The sequence below is a fragment of the Burkholderia sp. ABCPW 11 genome (assembly GCF_001523445.1).
Taxonomy (GTDB): domain Bacteria; phylum Pseudomonadota; class Gammaproteobacteria; order Burkholderiales; family Burkholderiaceae; genus Burkholderia.
In genome coordinates this window covers 250,414-269,281 of sequence record NZ_LOVM01000032.1, presented here as the reverse complement: position 1 = coordinate 269,281, position 18,868 = coordinate 250,414, and the positions used below count along the sequence as shown (strand labels likewise).

The 18,868-nt window shown below is 54.2% G+C and carries 13 protein-coding genes and 2 pseudogenes; 9 read left to right on the top strand and 6 right to left on the bottom strand.

Going from position 1 to position 18,868, the window contains the following annotated elements; genetic code table 11:
- Position 1 precedes the first annotated feature (1 nt).
- Complete coding sequence (locus WS61_RS33390; RefSeq protein ID WP_095211732.1) at positions 2-787, bottom strand: SDR family oxidoreductase; 786 nt, start codon at positions 785-787, stop codon at positions 2-4.
- Positions 780-1,985: a capsule biosynthesis protein gene (locus WS61_RS14365; protein WP_059501062.1), complete on the bottom strand. Its 1,206-nt coding sequence runs from the start codon at positions 1,983-1,985 to the stop codon at positions 780-782. Before WS61_RS14365 ends, WS61_RS33390 begins: the two co-directional genes overlap by 8 nt.
- 1,227 nt (positions 1,986-3,212) lie before the next feature.
- Here WS61_RS14365 and WS61_RS14360 point away from each other — a divergent pair.
- The 7 genes from WS61_RS14360 (at position 3,213) to WS61_RS33380 (ending at position 13,329) form a co-directional block, all read left to right on the top strand.
- Positions 3,213-4,361 (top strand): hypothetical protein, encoded by a 1,149-nt coding sequence (locus WS61_RS14360; RefSeq protein ID WP_059501061.1) that lies wholly within the window; start codon positions 3,213-3,215, stop codon positions 4,359-4,361.
- A complete protein-coding gene (locus WS61_RS14355; RefSeq protein WP_095211728.1) occupies positions 4,354-5,160 on the top strand; it encodes an ABC transporter permease in 807 nt (268 codons plus the stop codon). Before WS61_RS14360 ends, WS61_RS14355 begins: the two co-directional genes overlap by 8 nt.
- Complete coding sequence (locus WS61_RS14350; protein ID WP_059501060.1) at positions 5,157-5,813, top strand: ABC transporter ATP-binding protein; 657 nt, start codon at positions 5,157-5,159, stop codon at positions 5,811-5,813. Before WS61_RS14355 ends, WS61_RS14350 begins: the two co-directional genes overlap by 4 nt.
- Positions 5,814-5,924: 111 nt before the next feature.
- Positions 5,925-8,147, top strand: a complete 2,223-nt coding sequence (locus WS61_RS14345; RefSeq protein ID WP_059501059.1) for a glycosyltransferase — start codon at positions 5,925-5,927, stop codon at positions 8,145-8,147.
- Between the two features lie 17 nt (positions 8,148-8,164).
- Positions 8,165-9,379, top strand: coding sequence for a glycosyltransferase family 4 protein (locus tag WS61_RS33385; RefSeq protein ID WP_095211727.1), 1,215 nt, complete (start codon positions 8,165-8,167; stop codon positions 9,377-9,379).
- A gap of 14 nt (positions 9,380-9,393) precedes the next feature.
- Positions 9,394-10,758 carry a sulfotransferase domain-containing protein gene (locus tag WS61_RS14340; RefSeq protein WP_257127263.1) on the top strand — a complete coding sequence of 455 codons (1,365 nt, stop codon included), beginning with the start codon at positions 9,394-9,396 and terminating at the stop codon, positions 10,756-10,758.
- 273 nt (positions 10,759-11,031) lie between these two features.
- Positions 11,032-13,329 carry a glycosyltransferase family 2 protein gene (locus tag WS61_RS33380; RefSeq protein WP_257127262.1) on the top strand — a complete coding sequence of 766 codons (2,298 nt, stop codon included), beginning with the start codon at positions 11,032-11,034 and terminating at the stop codon, positions 13,327-13,329.
- A 113-nt stretch (positions 13,330-13,442) separates the two neighbouring features.
- Here the strand turns inward: WS61_RS33380 and WS61_RS36060 are convergent, their stop codons facing one another.
- The 4 genes and pseudogenes from WS61_RS36060 to WS61_RS14325 form a co-directional block, all read right to left on the bottom strand.
- Positions 13,443-13,577, bottom strand: a complete 135-nt coding sequence (locus WS61_RS36060; RefSeq protein WP_373557120.1) for a dTDP-4-dehydrorhamnose 3,5-epimerase family protein — start codon at positions 13,575-13,577, stop codon at positions 13,443-13,445.
- Positions 13,550-13,889 (bottom strand): annotated as a pseudogene (locus WS61_RS33375) (dTDP-4-dehydrorhamnose 3,5-epimerase family protein). Before WS61_RS33375 ends, WS61_RS36060 begins: the two are co-directional and overlap by 28 nt.
- Positions 13,886-14,376: pseudogene (locus tag WS61_RS33370) on the bottom strand (sugar phosphate nucleotidyltransferase); the annotation flags it as partial. The pseudogenes WS61_RS33370 and WS61_RS33375, both read right to left, overlap by 4 nt.
- 22 nt (positions 14,377-14,398) lie before the next feature.
- On the bottom strand, positions 14,399-15,571 hold the full coding sequence (locus WS61_RS14325) for a polysaccharide biosynthesis/export family protein (RefSeq protein ID WP_059501055.1): 1,173 nt from the start codon (positions 15,569-15,571) through the stop codon (positions 14,399-14,401).
- Positions 15,572-15,738: 167 nt separating this feature from the next.
- Here WS61_RS14325 and WS61_RS14320 point away from each other — a divergent pair, with 167 nt between their 5' ends.
- Both WS61_RS14320 and WS61_RS14315 read left to right on the top strand, forming a co-directional pair.
- Positions 15,739-16,890 (top strand): glycosyltransferase family 1 protein, encoded by a 1,152-nt coding sequence (locus WS61_RS14320; protein ID WP_059501054.1) that lies wholly within the window; start codon positions 15,739-15,741, stop codon positions 16,888-16,890.
- The gene (locus WS61_RS14315) at positions 16,839-18,857 is read left to right on the top strand and encodes a capsular biosynthesis protein (protein WP_095211724.1); all 2,019 of its coding nucleotides are present in this window, start codon (positions 16,839-16,841) and stop codon (positions 18,855-18,857) included. Before WS61_RS14320 ends, WS61_RS14315 begins: the two co-directional genes overlap by 52 nt.
- The last annotated feature ends 11 nt before the right edge of the window (positions 18,858-18,868 follow it).

Below are 18,868 nucleotides of genomic sequence, written 5' to 3'. Positions count from 1 at the left end.
GCTATCGCCCCTCTCGCGGAACGTAGGACAGGCGCGACAGTATGGCGTCTGCAATCCACGCCGGTAAAAAGTTAAGTAGTCGCATGCCTACTGCGAGCATTGCAGGAAAGGCAATTTCCGCACGTTTAGCCGCAAGCCCGGCACGTATGTGGCGGGCCGCCTTGTCGGCCGACCATATGAATGGTTTGTCACCGGGAAACACATCGCTCATCGAAGTTTTTACGAATCCCGGCAAAACAATGGACACGACAATCCCGTCACGTGCAAGCAGCGGACGAACTGAGTCGCCATACGCCTTGATCGCTGCCTTGCTGGCGCAATAGGCCGGCGAAATAGCCATACCCCGCAGTGCTGCGATCGAACTGACCATTGCAATCTGCCCGCACTTGCGCACACGCATCCTCTCGACCACCGGCAGGACTGCATGTAAAGTACCGTAGAAATTGGTATCGTTGACCGTTACCGTTCGATCGAGGGCCTCCCAATCGGAACTGGATGCGAGCGTGCTTGCTGCCCCTGCATTAGCGATCAACAGGTCGATCGGATAAGCGTCGTCGAATCGATGAAGCCATGCCTCCAGTTGCAACGCATTTCGAACATCAACACGACCGGCGACAACAGTTGCCCCCCGTTCACGACAAGCTGCTTCGCATGCGTTAAGCCTCGCTTCGTCACGAGCAACCAATCCAAGGACAACCCCAGGAGCGGCATAGTCTAGTGCCAATGCAAGCCCAATTCCGGAACTAGCGCCCGTAACGACTACGTGACGTACGCGCTCCTTAAGCACGAGCCGCCTCAAGCCGCATGACTGTGCGCTCAACCGCCATCGCAATTCCGCTACGGGTATAAAAGTCACCGTTGATCTGGGTGTGATGCATGATGTAGTTAAGGAATGCTTGATAAAGTGCCATGTCGGGACGATCGGCTTGCGTCCAGAAATCCTCAAGCGTACCTTGCCAAGTGAGGCCATTTATATCGTAGATCGCAGTTCCCAACGTGATGAGCGGTCGGCAATGGTGAACTGCGGACAGCCCCACCGTGCTATTCACGACCACGACGCCCCTTGCATGCTCCAGCAGAGTTGGCAAATGTCCGGAATCAATAAAGCGTAGGCGGTCGGCAAGACCCAGAACGCCGGCAAGCCGGGAGACGAACCGACGATAATTGATCAGTCCCGTGTCAAGTGGATGATTTTTGATCACTAGGAGGCTGCCCTGGGGCGAATGGGCCGCAAACGACCGCATGACGCGATCAATTGCACTGCAAATTCCGTCAAACGGAGAATGAAAAACTATCTGCGCATCAGAATTGAGTTGCAATGGAAACAGATAATATGCACGCCCCTCATCAAGTAGCGCTTTCGTTACTTTGGTCGCCTCGCGACGATGCCTGCCTTGCTGCAAAGCGCGAAACCCTAATCCAGCATATTCGACCACACCGTTCTTCGGCCGATGCGATTGATAGTTAGGAAACCGCGCAGCATAGAAAGCGTTAGCAGCGCGATACCGGATATCGTGCAACGAACGCTCGTAGAGATTGTAGCCAGTCGGCAAGCCCGCAGGACTTGGCGGAATCACGCCGCGCTGGTCAAAATACCATTTCGGATCACGCGACAGGAGTGAGCGCCCATTGACACCGTGCGCCTCGAGTGTTACCCAGTGCGGCCGAACATAACCTTCCTCAAACACATGTACTTTCACACCCATCGCCTGCGATATTGGGTGAACATGCGCATGCACCTCACGGCAATCGCCGAACATGAGGATATCTGAATAGCTGCCTGCCTGCAGCATTTCCCGGTACCACCCTGGAAGGTCGCTCGCGCGGCCACTGTAGTTCAGAACGGGACCTTTACAACTGTAAGCAAAATCCCCGCCGCAGAAATTTACCCTGCGTACCGCATGCCCTCGGTCACGCAACGCAGACGCAAGCTGGCCGAAGAACGGTGAAGCCGTGCCCTGCAAGGCAAGGAAGGATCGATGCATCGATTTTTTGAGTGGAGCAAAACAGGGCACCCAAGAGCCCCCCCCTTGGGAAACGAGCCTGTCTGGATGGTCTTGTTGGCGCTACGGGCTGGACAGCGGAGAATACATCATTACGCGGGAAAGAAATATAAAGCTCACAAAAATTTAAAATCAGTGTCGCTCCGACGCCGAAGAACGATAGCAATAGTCATATCAAGTCGTTATATAATCGCCGCTGCGCCGCTCCCCTTCCTTGCGCCGCCTTCCCTGCCATACCCTCAAACGTATCGGCAAATGCTCGAGCCAGCCCCGAAGATGTCAGGCGTGTGAACCAAGCGAAATTCAACCGAGAAAGCGGTATCAGTTGATGGGATCAGTTGTTTTTCGGGTTAATCCGGCTGCATCCAGTTCCTCCACCATGACGGGTGATGCGTGGAAGTATTGGTACGGGCCGGGCATGAGGTGGCAAAGGCTGGTGCCCCAGGAAATTCCGCTGGCCGCTGGAACTTGCCAAGCACCCCTCGACCACCAGACGACCGAGGCAAAATCGGCGAGACCGCTCGGTCTGTCAGTTCGAAGCGGGACGGCGCGGTTTTGCGCTGTGGCCGTTGGCCTACCCGTTCCGCTGTTACCGGAATCACACAATGCGCTGAACCTGCTCGCCTCACCGGCAACATCGAGCCGAGAGCCACGCAGCGCCGGCCCCATCGTAGCCATCAGTTCACCGATCCGGCTGCACAAGCGATCCGGAGCATAACCTGACAACGCAATGGCAAACTACACAACCGCTCGCCGAGGGACAACTCGCCGCCGACGTTCTGCTATGCCTCTGTTATTGAGCGATTGCTGGAACGCTTCCCATTGGAACGCTAAAATCGCTCGACGAAGGATGCGCACCGCTGGACTACTGGCTCAGCGGCAATCCAGCCGCGCTGTACCGGGTATCACCGACATTGCGCATCGCCTCCGGGGCACCCCAATCGCAGGCCGTCGTCCGGTCATCGATGAAATCCAGGAAATCGGCCAACTAGGTACTCGACTCGAATGTTCGACTCGCTTTCCTACATAGCCGATCTGTTGTTCGACATCATCGTCTCGGAAAACTGCCGATCATGCTCGAATTCGCAACACCGACCCGTCTGCCGTGCACCGCAGCTTACTTGAGATTTTTTTGCTAGCTGTACCGTACGTTCCCGTTTGATGCGACACGTTCGCCAAACCCCACTCTTTGATTGTGATCGATTCGAAATGGAAGTTACCGCTTCTTCCGCAGCACGCCGAGAGTCGCTGGTGCACAAAGTAACGAACAAGCTTCGTCGCGCCAACCCGCTCTTCATTTGCACGGTGGTCATTCCGACAGTTATTGCTACGACGTACTATGGTCTGATCGCGTCCGACGTCTACATCTCAGAATCTCGCTTCGTGGTGCGGAGCCCCGAACGCCAATCTCAAAGCACTCTCGGCGCATTGCTTACCAATACCGGGCTGTCTCGCTCACAGGACGACAGCTATACGGTCGAGGACTACATCTTGTCGCGCGACGCACTGAAGCGCTTAAACGAAAAAATTGACCTCGTCGGCGGTTACTCGGCACCGGCAGTCGACATATTCAGCCGGTTTGGCGGCTTTTCGTTCGACAAGAGCTTTGAAGCGCTTTACCGCTACTACCAAAACAAGATAACGGTCCAGCTCGACTCGGCATCTTCGATCACGACCCTCACAACGCGTGCGTTCACGCCGGAGCAAGCATACGCTGCGAACGAAAACCTCATCGAGATAAGCGAGGGTCTGGTCAATCAGCTCAACAACCGCGCACGCGAGGACATGATCAAGTTTGCATCGCGCGAAGTGGAGACGGCCGAACAACGCGCTAGAACCGCGGCACTTAATCTTTCGGATTACCGGAACAAGAAGGGCGTAATCGACCCGGAACGGCAGTCGGCCCTGCAGCTTCAGCAGGTCGCCAATCTTCAGGATGAAATGGCCGCGGCTACGGTCACACTCAACCAAGTCAGACAAGCGTCGCGCGACAATCCACAAATCCCGATCCTAGAGCGCCGAATCAGCTCGCTGCGGGACGAGATTGCCAAAAGAAGCAATCAAGTTACTGGCGGTGACCGTTCGCTTGCCAACAAGGCCGCCGAGTATGAACGCCTCTCCCTCGAGCGAGATTTCGCCGACAAACAACTCGCGGTCGCACTCGCTTCGCTCGAGCAAGCCCGGAACGACGCAATGCGCAAGCAACTTTATCTCGAGCGTGTCGTGCAGCCGTCCAAGCCGGATATGGCACTCGAACCGCGTCGCCTGCGGAATATTCTTGCGACCTTGATCCTCGGCATTATTGCCTGGGGTGTTCTAACGATCCTGATCGCCGGCATTCGAGAGCATCGTGACTGACACGACAACGACCATCAAGCCTTCTCTCTGGCGCTCGTTCGAGATCCAGCGCCAGGTCATTTTCGCGCTACTAATGCGCGAGATTATCACGCGGTATGGACGCCACAATTTCGGTTTTCTGTGGCTCTTTCTTGAGCCGATGATGTTCACGTCGGGGGTGACGATCGTTTGGTCTCTCGGTCACTTCACCCATGGATCGAATTTGCCTATTGCCGGCTTCGCCGTGACTGGTTACTCGTCACTGCTCGTCTGGCGAAACTCGGGCAATCGCTGTTCGAAGGCAATCGAGCCGAACCTGAGCTTGCTGTATCACCGCAATGTCCGGGTACTCGACGTCTTCCTATCACGCTTGATACTCGAAACGGCTGGCGCCACCGCATCCCTGTCGCTCCTTATCCTTATATTTACCGCGCTTGGTTTGGCTTCGTTTCCTGCCGATCTGCTTACGATGACGATCGGCTGGCTGATGCAATGCTGGTTCGCATTCGCCATTGGCCTGACGATCGGCGCCGCCTCCGAGCGCTCGGAGGTGTTTGAGCGCGTCTGGCACACCGCAACGTATCTCCTCTTCCCGTTCTCGGGTGCCGTGTTCATGGTCGACTGGCTACCGAAGGCGGTACATCCATACATTCTCGTGTTACCGATGGTTCATGGTGCTGAAATGATTCGGCACGGGTACTTCGGAAACATTGTCCGCACGCACGAAAACCTTCTCTACTTTATTGCGGCCAATTCGGTATTAACGTTGGTCGGGATGATGCTGGTCCGAGACGTCAGCAAACGCGTGGAGCCAGAATGATCGCAATCAAAGCCGTCACAAAGGTTTATCGCACCCGCCAAGGTCCACGCGTCGTCCTCGACAAGATCGACCTCAATGTGCAGAAAGGGGAAAAAATCGGCATCCTCGGCCGCAATGGCGCAGGCAAATCGACGCTCATCCGGATGATCAGCGGTGCCGAATTCCCGACCTCCGGCAACATTGAGCGGAATATGACCATTTCATGGCCACTCGCGTTCGGCGGGGCATTTCAGGGCAGCCTCACCGGATACGACAACCTTCGTTTCATTTGCCGTATCTACGGGGTGGATTTCGCTAAGGTTGCACCGTATGTCGATGACTTTTCCGAACTTGGAGTGTACCTACGGGAGCCGGTCAAGAAATACTCATCCGGGATGCGAGCGCGACTCGCGTTCGCAATTTCTCTAGCCGTCGATTTCGACTGCTTCCTGATTGACGAGATTGTGGCAGTTGGTGATGCACGCTTTCATGCGAAGTGCCATCACGAATTGTTCGAGAAAAGAAAGGACCGCGCCATGATTATAGTTTCCCACGACGCCGGATATATGCGCGAACACTGTGATCGCGCTGCCGTCCTCGTGTCCGGAAAGCTGCACAACTTCGACACGGTCGACAATGCGCTCGATTTCTACCACAACGAATCTAACGTTTGATTTTCTAGAGTTTTTCTTAATCCACAAACACCAATTGCATTCACGAACGATCGATATTCACCGCACTTTACTGCCACGAAAACCTGAACATCGATTTAAATTTGGCCGGCAATGAAAAAAATCTTTCTCAGATCTCGCAGAAATGCATCGGGCCGCGACACTACTCCGGCCGAACTCGACCTCTCGTTCTATCGCTGCTGGTACAACGATCTGGCGTCGCTGAGTGATGCACGACTGGTTATGCATTGGCGCAAGGAAGGGCCAGAAGAAGGCCGTCATCCTAATCTGAATGCGCTACTTCAGAAGGAACACCTCGACCCTGCCGACTTGCCCGAGGACTTTGCACCGGAGACCTATGTCGCACTCAATCCAGACATCAAGGCCTCGTTGCCAAGCAGCTATCACGCGACTTATCACTATCTGAAAACCGGGGCTGCACACGGCCGACCATTCCGGTTCGACTGGCAATTCTATGTCGATGCCTACCCGGACCTAGCTCACCTGAAGAGCAGAGAGGAGGCGATCCAGCACTGGCTCCAGCAGGGACGTCAAGACGGCCGATTTCCGTCACTCGACGACTTTCTCTCGTCGCTAGGCGTCACGCGCCGCGTGCTGCCCTCGCAATTGACTCTTGACGAAATTCACCGACTGAATCCGGACGAGCATTTCCCGAATTTCTTTACAGCACTCAAGGAAATCGCCACTCAGATTCCGGTACGCAAGTTGTCGATTTCCGACGATGCCGCAACCAACGCCAACTTTTACCTCCAGCTCGCCCTACATCAAGAGCGCATCGAGTCTCGTTCACGGGCGGACGAGTTGTATCAGTTGTCGCTTCATTTTGCGCCTACAGCACTTGCGCACGAGCATCTCGGCAATCTTGCTGTTAATCGTCATGAGTTGCACCAAGCGGTCGCTCACTACCAGCATGCGCTAAAGCTCGGCTCCCGCTCAGAATGGGTGCCACAGAATCTCGCACATGCTCTGTCCAAGGTGCATCAATTTGACAAAGCAGTTGAAGTACTGATTGCAGCAACCGCAACGCAATCCAATCTCGATCTTCTCTCCGACAAGCTCGACGACGTCCTGTACAACTACTGGTATACGCAGGAGCAGGTGTTCAACTGTCTTGCGATCAGCCATGAGCGCAACGCGCTTATCGAAACGTCAGAGGCTGCCACGAAGTTCGTTGCTGATGCATACGCCCGGTTTTTCACCGCCTACTCCATACAGCGCAAACTCTCGACCCCGATTCGCAGCAACCGTGTCCTGATCATCGGGACGTTTGATCTGCCGCAATGCCTACGGTATCGGATCGAACAGAAAGTCGAACAACTGGAACTTGCCGGCTATCAGGCTACCGCCGCCAATTATCGCGATCATGACCAATGTGACGAGCTCGTCAATTTCCACGACGTCGTAATTTTCTACAGGGTACCCGCTTCGATCCGAACTATCCGCACGATCGAGCGCACCAGGGCACTCGGGAAAATCACGTTCTACGATATCGACGATCTGCTTATCGATCCGGTCAGCCCGCCGCCTATCGAATCATTCGGGGGCCAAGTATCGCTGCAAGTCTATGCAAACCTGACCAAAGATACCGCTGTATTCCGTGCAGCCGCGACGCTTTGCGATTTCGCAATATCGTCAACCAAGCCGTTACTCGACAAATTGTCTGAACTGGTCAGATATCGGACGGGATTTCTCCATCGCAATGCGCTAGACGACATCATATTGAAGTCAACAAAAGCGGCCACAAACTCGTCGGGATATATTAATATCTTCTATGGCAGCGGAACACTAGCACACAATAGCGACTTCATCGATATCGCACTGCCGGCAATCAACAAACTGCTGCAGAACTATCCGAAGGCGCGCCTCGTCACAATCGGCCACCTCAAGCTCCCTTCACAGTTCCTGAAGAAGCACGGGCATCAGGTCGTCCAGTTCCACTCCGTACTTGAACCAAAGAGTTACCTGAATTTTCTGTCATCGGTTGACATCAATCTCGCCGTTCTGCATGACGACGTCATTAATGATTGCAAAAGCGAGATCAAGTGGATGGAGGCCGCGTATTTCGGCATCCCATCCGTCATGAGTAAGACGAAAAACTACGTTGACACGATCGACCATGGGGTCACTGGCTTCCTGGCGACAAACCCCGAGGAGTGGTATGAATACCTCGAAAAACTCACGGTTGATGCGTCCCTCCGGCAACAAATGGGCGTCGCCGCGCAAAAGCATATTCAGTCAACGTACATGCCTGAAACGCTTTCCGAAAACATCGTCAACTTCATTGATTCTGCTGTTCGCCAGCATTCAGAAATCTGATTACACGCCGCGAAGCCATGAGTAACAACAGACCGAAAATTGCCATTGTCAATGTCTTTTTCCCGCCTCAGGCAATCGGGGGAGCAACGCGCGTCGTTGCCGATCAGGTGCAACTTCTGACGGAACGGTATTCTGAGAATTTCGATCTGGTCGTATTCACGAGCGATGCGCACAATCATAAACCGTACATGCTGCGCCCGTACGTCCACAATGGGGTGCGTGTCTATTCGACGTCGATTCTGTGGCGCGTCAACATGGACTGGCACGAAACCGATCCGAAAATTGGGGAAATCTTCGACCAATTTTTGGAATTCGAGAAGCCAGATCTAATCCATTTTCATTGTATTCAACGCCTCGGCGGAGGCATCGTCGAAGCAGCACGAAATCGGGGTATTCCGTACTATGTCACGGCTCATGATGCGTGGTGGATTTCCGACTATCAATTCCTAACCGATACGAAAGGAAATGTTTACTCCGACGGGCATCCCGATCCGTTCTCAAAGTATCAGCTACCGGAAGGCATTACCTGGGAGGAATCTCTTCATCGTCGCAACTACCTCAAGGCATTGCTCGCCGACGCTGAAGAGGTGTTGTGTGTCTCGGAAACATATACGAAACTCTACCAGAGTAACGGCATTTCCAATTGCCTGACGAATCGTAACGGGATTTCTGATTTTGTTGACTGGAAGACAAAAGACACGGCATATAGCAAACGCGTCATCTGCGGACATATCGGCGGAATGGCCACCCACAAGGGATTCTTTTTGTTTCGCGACGCCGTCATGCGAAGCGGATCGAACAATATCGAGGCACTGGTCGTCGATCATTCACAACCGGAGAACTTCTTCGAAAGAACCCTTTGGGGTAACGTGCCCGTTACCATTATTGGCCGCGTCGCACAACAACGAATCATAGATGTTTACGGGCGTATCGACGTACTGTTCGCTCCTTCGCTCTGGCCTGAAAGCTTCGGGTTGGTTACCCGGGAAGCAGTTGCCTGTGGCTGTTGGGTTGTCGCATCGAATGTCGGTGCTATCGGAGAAGAAATCACCGAAGAAAATGGTTTTGTCGTAGATCCAACAGCAGATGCTCTCTCGTCAACGCTGGATATCATCGATCAAAATCCGGGAAAATACAAACAGCGATCCACGTCAGGAAACATACGCTACTCTTCGCAGCAAATTAGCCAGCTTGCCGAACTATTCAATCGTAAATTGGCACAACAAAAATGATCGAAAATCTTTTCATGAGCATCGGCGCGATGAAGGCATCAACATCGTGGCTTTATACACAGCTTAAAGATCATCCCGACATTTATTTTCCGCCCCAGAAAGAAATACACTATTTCTCTCATGTTAGGCAACATTGCGATTTCGAATCCCGAGACAACCGTGTCCGCACACTCGCCTCTTATCTCGATCAACAGAACGGTTATTCCGGCGACTTCGTAGAAGACAACGCCACCGAATTCAAATGGTACGGGCGGTATGCCGCGCAGCATGAAATCGATGACCGATGGTATCAGTCGCTATATCAGGACGCTGGAAGTGCCAAGTATTGTGCTGATTTCTCGAATCTGAACAGCTGTCTCGATGAAGCCGGGTGGCAACTGGTTCGAACAAATGCGAAAAATATCCGGGCAGTTTACGTGCTCCGTGACCCACTTGAACGAGTTTGGTCGCACTATAAGTTTGAGCTGGCTTGGAACGGACTCGCTCATGAGATCTCACATGAGTACTTTCAGAGATTCCAAGAAACACTCAATCAAGATTGGTTCTGGAAACATGCACGCTACGATCAGATTATCAAAAATCTCCGAGGATTCTTAGCAGATCACGAACTCCGAATCTTCTACTTTGAAGATTTTCGCAAAACCCCCAGAGAAGCACTGGCAAGCGTATGCGATTTTCTTGAAATCGACCATCAATTCCCAGCGATCGATAATGCAAGTGACAAGGTCAACTCGTCTCCAGAGGTTCAAATTCCTGACGAATTTCTTGTTTATCTGGCAGATCGACTTCAGCCGATCTATGACGAACTTGACGGGCTCGGGATCGGTCATATCGACTGGCGTCGCCACGAGCAACGCACGACCACCATTGCGCGCCGAATTCGGCGTACGGCCGCATCGGACTATTACTCCGAAGATCCGCTTGTACTTCGAACGCTTATCGACAACTACGAGAAGGAGTTGAGCTCGCTCGGTATGATGCTCGGAAGCAAAGCTGAGGAGGTCTCACGTCTTCGTCAGTTGTGCCTAAATTACGAAGAACGGATCCTGAAGCAGGATCGCATCATCTCCAGCCTGAGCCCTGGCGCAACCGTATCCAACTGGGCAACATTTGAGGCAGACACCGTGAACACTAGCGCGACATCAATCGCACATGGTTCCTCATTTCATGTCGCGAGCATCATGGACCAAACATTCATGTCGTCGCCCAACGAAACCGTCGACGTCACGGAAAATACCCTCCTTATCGGCACGTCACTCGAATCAGCCATTGAATCGATGGGAAGTGAGCAGTTGCCGAACAAGTTCGCTAATACTGAGTATGCTGCAGAGCAGCACATCCCATCGGACGTTCGCGGATCGGACAATATCACGTCGTGATTATGTCCGGCATCGACGCCGCGATGGGAAGGAACGCGCTCCGGCAAATGCTCGATGCCCCCGGGGCCGATATCGATCGACAAAACCGCAGCGCATGTTGTTCGACCAACGACAACATCCCACGACGCCTATGCAGTAGACATGCTTCCCGTGCCAGATAGTATCGGTCTGTACAGTGAGTAGCCGTGCGCAGCAAACGGGAGAAGTAACGAGTTCCAGCTAGGCGGCGTTCAACGCAGCCAAATACGTTTCATTGCTTACCGACAAAGTTAAATGCCCGCCCAATCCATTCCGTTTATTCGCCGCACGTTCTTATTCAAACTGGCGCCCATGCAAGACGTGGCGATAGACAACACTCGACCGAATACGTGGACATCTATTGGCACCGACCCCACATTCGAACTAATTCCAATAGATGGCACATATCCTCGCGGGTGGGTGTATATGCAATCATCTTTAGTTCGGCGTGGCGCACAGCTTCAGGCACAACTTTTTGTCGACAGCGGCTCAGGGTTTTCTGAGGCAGAATGTATTGTTATTCCCACAACTCGGCCCGGAAACATCAAGCACGTATTTAAGCTTCCGCCAACTGTTCGCGCACTTCGTTGGATACCGATGCGAGGCAAGGGTGTGATCGTCCAACAGCCGATCGTCATGACCGCAATAACTGAAATCGAGCGCGTCGTGAGGATGGCCGAATGGGTTGCGAGCGACATCTGGAAGTTTAGAAAAACCAATCAAGCGAAGCAGTACTCGCTAAAGACAAGACGCATCTTCTTTGATCTCCTCGGCGCCTATGAAGACTGTGCAAAACTCAGGATTCATTCTGCACCGCCTTCCTATCAGACGTTCATCGATAATTACACTGCATTGAGCAATGCAGATGAAGCCGCGATTCGATCCCATATCGCGCAATTTTCGCAGAAGCCGCGGATTTCGATTGTAATGCCAACATTCAATCCCCCATTAGGTTATCTCAAAGAGGCAATCGACTCGGTACGAAATCAGCTGTATTCGAATTGGGAGTTGTGCATTGCAGACGATTGCTCCACCGCCAGCGACGTCCGGCCGTTCCTGACATCATTGCCAGCAATAGATTCGCGTATCAAGGTACATTTCAGGGACGTCAACGGCCACATATCAGCCGCATCGAATAGTGCACTGGCAATCGCTGAAGGTAGTTTCGTTGCGCTTCTCGACCAGGATGATCTTCTGCCGAAACATGCGCTCTACCATGTCGCGCTGGAGATCAATCGCTTCCCCGATGCAAACGTTATCTATTCTGATGAAGACAAGATTGACAACGCGGGCAATCGAAGTGACCCGTATTTCAAGAGTGACTGGAACCCCGATCTTTTCCTTTCGCACAACATGATTTCGCATCTGGGTGTATACCGAGCCTCCCTACTTCGTGAAATCGGGGGATTTCGCATTGGTTATGAAGGCAGCCAAGATTACGATCTGGCACTGCGATGCGTGCGCGCCAGTCGGCCGGCTCAGATTCGACACATTCCACATGTCCTTTATCATTGGCGCCTTCATGACGAATCGACGGCGGCCAATCCGAACGCCAAACACTACGCCTATGACGCCGCATTGCGCGCCATACAGGACTTTCTCTCCGACAAACCGGGCGCGCGTGTCGAGCATGGCCATATCATTGGAACCTACCGCGTCATCTATCCGATTCCAGAAAGACAGCCTCAGGTCAGCATACTGATTCCTACACGTAACGGCCGGAATATTCTGAAACAATGCATCGAGAGCATCCTCCGTAAAACCAAGTATAAAAATTACGAGATAGTTGTCGTTAACAACCAGAGCACATGCTCCGAAACAATAAGTTACCTGAAGCGAATCTCGAATCACAACAAAATTCGCGTCATAAACTACGATGCACCGTTCAACTATTCCGCTATCAACAATTTTGCGGAAAAACATGCAACCGGCGAGATCATTGGTTTGCTGAACGATGACGTCGAGGTCGTCTCACCTGACTGGTTGAACGAAATGGTATCCCAAGCACTTCGCCCCGAAGTCGGCGTCGTGGGGGCCAAACTACTCTATTCCGACGGCTTTGTTCAGCATGCGGGTGTAGTCATTGGCATCGGTGGCTTTGCGGGTCACGCGCATCGCCTGCATCCCGGAACGCACCCTGGCTACGCGGGGCGCGCCATACTAACGCAGAACTTCTCCGCGGTTACCGCCGCCTGCCTAGTTGTTCGACGATCGGTTTACCGGGAACTCGGCGGCTTCAACGAACAGGATCTGACCGTCGCGTTCAACGACGTCGATTTCTGTTTACGCGCAGGCACGGCGGGATACCACGTTACATGGACGCCTTATGCAGTCCTGTACCATCACGAATCATATTCACGGGGTAGTGACCAAGCATCGGCGGAGAGCCGCGCGAGGCTCGAACGAGAAAAAAACTACATGCGGGCACGATGGAAAACAGATTCCAAACCGGACCGCTTCTACAACCCCAACCTGACGTTGGAAAAGGAAGATTTTACCTTGGCGCACCGTCCGCGCGGCGAACGCCCTTGGTTACCGTTCGTGAAGAAATAAGTCCTTCTGCCCGACTAGCCTAACGGACACCTCGGCATTTAGAAATATGCAGTGTCTTTGAATGCCGAGGCCGCACGATCCTTGGCCGAAACGAGGCCGTCGTTGGTAACTGATCATTCGATCACTAACATCGGATCGTCCCAACGAATGGCCCGTTCGGCGTCTGGGTACCAGTAATCGGTTGTCTTGTATAGGAATTCGACTGCATCCGATATCACGGCTAAGCCGTGAGCAAACTCCTCAGGCATCCACCCTCAGGCAGAGTCACGCCGACCCAGTGACCAAACGTCGGCGGCAGGCGCCGAATATCGACCGCGACATCAAATACTTCACCCGCGACAATACGGACCAGCTTTCCCGGTGCGTGATGGATTTGATAATGCAGCTCCCCGACGTTCTTTGCCGACCTCGAGTGATTCCTGTACGAAAGTGATTGGCTGATCGATTGCTTCTTCAAAGGAGCGATGATTGAAATTCTCCACGAAAAAACCACGCGTATCACCAACCACCGTTGGTTCCAATATCTTGACATCCGGAATGATCGCATCGATGCCATTCATCTAACCTTGCCCTCCTTCAGAAGGTTCCGCAAGTAGCGCCCGTATCCGTTCTTGCTGAGTGGCTGCGCAAGTTACTCAAGCTGCTCTGCATCAATGTAGCCTAGCCGGCATGCAATCTCCTCGACGCAGGCGATTTTCGGGCCTTGTCGATACTCCATCGTAGCAATAGAGTGCGATGCTTCGAACATCAAATCGTGTGTTCCGGTGTCAAACCAAGCATAGCCGCGCCCATTGTTTTTACATCAAGCAACCCTTTTAGGTACAGCGCATTGCGATCGGTGGTCTCAAGCTCAACGCATGACGATGCTTTGATCGACTTCGCGAAGTCGACCACACGTTCATCGTAAAAGTACAGAACCGTCACCACGCAATGGGATTTCAGTATTGCTGGTTTCCCCCCAATACCAACTGCTTTCCCTGCATGGTCGAATTCCACAACACCATACCGCTCGGGATCTTGCATGTGATAGGCGAACACGCTGGCACCCGGCATTTTAATTGTAGAGCCATTACTTGAATGTCTGCACACCGGTAACAACGGGGTAAGCGACAGAAAATACCAAATTAAGTACCTTCTGAATATCCGTGATCGGCGCGTTCGACACGTATAGCAGATCCTTGTTGTCCATCATGAAGCTCTGAGACACGAAGAACGAATTGGGATCATGCAAGTTGAGTCGATAAATAACAGGAACCCTGCCATCCGCCGTGACTCGGACCGGTAAATTGGGCCATGCAAGTGCATTCGCCTTTTCCATTCTGAAGACGAACACACCCTTGGCGTCGGAACGGGAATCCTGCAAACCGCCAGCCCGCGCAAGAGCTTGCGCAAGCGTGATGCCTTGCGCTTCAAAGTTAATTTCCTGATTCTTGCCAGTCGCACCAAGCGCCATGAAACTGTAAGGTTGGAACAATGCAGTTACGACATCCCCCGCGCGCAACGGAATGTTCTGCCTCGGATCGCGAATAACCGTTTGCAGCGGCAACGATACGACTTCGTTGCCACGCGTGACCTGTAGCGTGATCTTATCGATCGGTTGCCGAACACCGCCCGCGTTTGCAAGCGCGTCCAACAAGCGTTCGCCACGAGCGGAGAGTTGCATTCGATTGCTGCTTACGACATCCCCGACAACCGTCACGTACGACGTTGCGTTACGCGATAGCTTGACAAGCACCTGTGGATCGTGCGCAATGTTCTTCAGGCGCCCGGTAATGTCAGCTGCGAGTTGCACCGGCGTCCGTCCGATAGCCTTCACGTTACCCACGAACGGCACATTTATCATGCCACTTCCGTCGATGGTCTGGTCCGGCAGGACTGTAACGCGGGCATTGCTAGGGCCGCCTCGACTGTCGCCCTGTAGTGCACCGAACAAGGTCGCTGGAGGGGCTTCCCAGATCGACACTTCAATCGAGTCCCCCACGCCGAGTTGCTGACGAAACTGGGCCGTATCACCCAGTGCTGTCGCAAAATCCGCTTGTCCGCGCTCCGCGTGGAGCTTACGCGCGACGTCATCGGTCATATCGACGACCTGGATGCCCGCAGCCTCGGCTGCATTGTTCGAGGAATCAGCGACTTGATTAATACGTGCAGTGCTCGGTCCGGATGTCGGAACAACGGAACACCCGGTAAGCACGCCGACTATCAAGGTGGGCAGTACAGCACGACTGAGCAAATGCGGCATGTGATGCGGTCGATAAATATGGGCTGGCGCGAATTGTCGCACAATGCAACATGCCATAGAATAACGGGTTGGAAAATTGTTGCATCCGAACTCGAAACCTTAGCGGGGTACAAAGCCCTCTCCGGAACAACATCCCCCACCTCCCGGCACACTCTTATTTCAACCGAGTGACAAACATTCTCCTCGACGTCACCCGCCTGACCACGCGCCACTACGACGGACTCATCCCGACGGGAGTCGACCGGGTTGGACTCGCGTATATCAGGCGATACGGAAATCACGCGCGGGCGGTTTTCAGTGAACGGGGTTTCTCAACCGTCCTGACTGAAAGCAATTCGCAACGCATCTTCAATCTGTTGCTCTCGCCTCGGCGGGAGAAAAACGAGGTGCGTTCAATTGTTGCGCGGGCACTACTGAATCGGTTCAACAGAGATCGATTTGAACGGGCAATATTGTTGCATACAAGCCACAACGGGATGGAATTTCCACGATACTACCGGACCATGCGTGCACTAAACGCTCGTCCAGTTTTTATGGTCCACGACCTGATTCCGTTGACGCATGCAGAATATTGCCGCCCTGGCGTCGACGCGACTCATCGTCTGCGTATTCGTACAGCATTGAAGCACGCGAGCGGTCTAATCGCGAACTCGCATGCGACGCTTGACGAACTAGCCATCGAGGCTCGGCGCGCTGGACTTTCGCTGCCGCCGAGCGTCGTTGCACATCTCGCACCTGCAGTCTCGCATTACGCGCCAGCGCCGCCCCCCCTCGACGCACCCTACTTTGTAATGCTCGGTACCATCGAACCGCGCAAGAACCATTGGTTCGTCCTGCATCTCTGGCGCCGCCTTGCGGAACGCTTGGGAACAGCAGCGCCACGACTCGTGATCATCGGTCGCCGCGGCTGGGAATGCGAAAACGTGGTCGACATGCTCGAACGCTGCGCAGAGCTTCGCGGTCTAGTGCACGAAGAGTCGAATTGCTCCGACGAGCGCCTTCACGCACTGCTCCAACATGCGCGGGCGCTCCTCTTTCCGTCTTTCGTCGAGGGCTACGGCCTGCCGCTTGTCGAGGCGCTGATGCTGCGCGTGCCCGTCATTGCTAGCAATCTCGCAATCTTCCATGAGATCGCCGCTGACATTCCCGACTACCTCGACCCGCTTGACGGCACCGATTGGATCAACCGAATCCTCGCATACGTGCCGGCCAATAGCCCCGAACGCTCAGCTCAAATGGCTCGGGTTGCCCATTTCCGTGGACCAACATGGTCCGAACACTTCGAGCGAGTCGACGCGTTTCTCGACTCACTCGCCTGACGCGACGAATCTCAGGAGCAGCCACGTTGCGCATCGAGAACGTACTGATCCGCCCACGACGGCGCGCCTGTTCATCCCCGCACCGAACCAGTGCATCGGCAACTGCGACAGTATGGCCTGGGCCGCTCGCTGCACGGCCATCCCCTTCCGCAGTAAAGCTTTCATGGTTCCAGGTGTCCGTCGAGAGGGCGCCGCAGAACGCGCTGATAGACTCGCTCGACGCAATTCTCCGCTCAGAACCACGGCTCGGCACATCAAGGCGAAACGCAACACTGATGTCTCGCGTACTTGAGAGCGATGCACTGCATCTGCGTAGCCGGATCGATCCATTACCGGATGCGCTGCGCCTCAACAATGGAAGCAAGCATGTTGTCGTCATGGACGAGCGCATCCGTTCAGAGATCGACGTGGGCGTGTCCGTGCGCGACCGATGTCGTCAATTCTCGGCGCTGCTCCGCCACCTCGCGGAATTTCAATCGGACGCACAAGTCTGGATCTTGCGTAGCAACGATCCCGGTAGAGGCCCCTGGTTATCAGAACGGGCACGTTTGCCTCATAACGTGCACCCCGTCTCCGGCTCAAGCTCACTGCGCGATATCCTACGACAAGCGAACCATATCTATACGGTTGCCGCCTCGGAAGGCATGGCGGCACTGCTCGCTGGAGTGCCCATCTACGTGTTCGGCGCCCCCTATTATGCTGGCTGGGGACTCACGAATGATGCGCAGCCACTGCCCGGACGTCACGCGCGCCCCACACTCGCCGCTCTGTTTGAAGCCGTCTTTTCGCGGTCGGCCCACTACCTGGACCTTGAGACATACACGGTTGGCACACTCGACGCAGTTCTCGATGCTGTCGATCTACAGCATGCAGTTGCACACCGTTTTGCCGATCTGCGACGCGTTGCCGGCATCCACTTTCAATGGTGGAAACGCCCTTTTGCAACGCCCTATCTGAATGCCGGCGGAGGTCGCCTACGCTGGAGTGCCCGACCGGCCACTCTCGGTACCGACGAACATGCGGTTTTATGGGGCGCACGCGACGCGACAGCGCTGCCTGCCACTACGCCGCGGGTGAGGATGGAGGACGGCTTCATCCATTCCAGCGGACTGGGTTCCGATATGTCTGCGCCACGCAGTCAGGTCATCGATCGGCGCGGAATCTATTTCGATGCCAGTGCGCCGAGCGATCTGTCGACCCTGCTCAACACGATAGATTTCCTTCCAGCGGAGTTGGCACGCGCTGCTGCACTACGAAGTCAAATCGTTGCGGGCGGCATCACTAAATACAACCTCGGGCGCAAAGCGCCTATCTGGTTGGCACCCGTCAATCAAAAGGTCGTGCTTGTCGTTGGTCAAGTTGCCGATGACGCATCTATCCGGCTCGGTGCGCGCGGCATCGATAATCTTGGCGCACTGTTGCGCCGCGTACGCGAGCGTCGCCCCGATGCATTCATCGTGTACAAGCCTCACCCGGATGTGCTGTCTGGAAACCGGAACGGCCTCACCAATGCCGCCCAGTTGGCAAACATCGTTGACTCTGAGTCAGACATGATCTCACTCATCGAGGCGGCAGACGAGGTGCATACACTATCGTCTCTTGCCGGATTCGATGCGTTGCTGCGTGGCAAAACCGTCTGTACCTACGGGCTACCGTTCTATGCCGGGTGGGGCCTCACCGACGACGATCTCTCCCCTCTACCTTGGCGGGAGCGGACTTTGTCGCTCGATATGCTGGTGGCGGGCACTCTGCTGCACTACCCGCTTTACTGGGACTGGAAACTCCAGCTCTTCACAACCCCCGAAGCCGTCGTCAGCCAGTTGGCGAAGGCTGCTGCGCGTCCGCTGAGAAACGTCGCCCGGGATCGCTGGCGCCCTTACTTGAAGGCATTTCGCTGGACTCGCAATATCTTGCGCCATCTTTCGTGGCAGTATCGACGAGTCATGACTCGAGGCCACTCGGTCTAGCGTTGCGTACG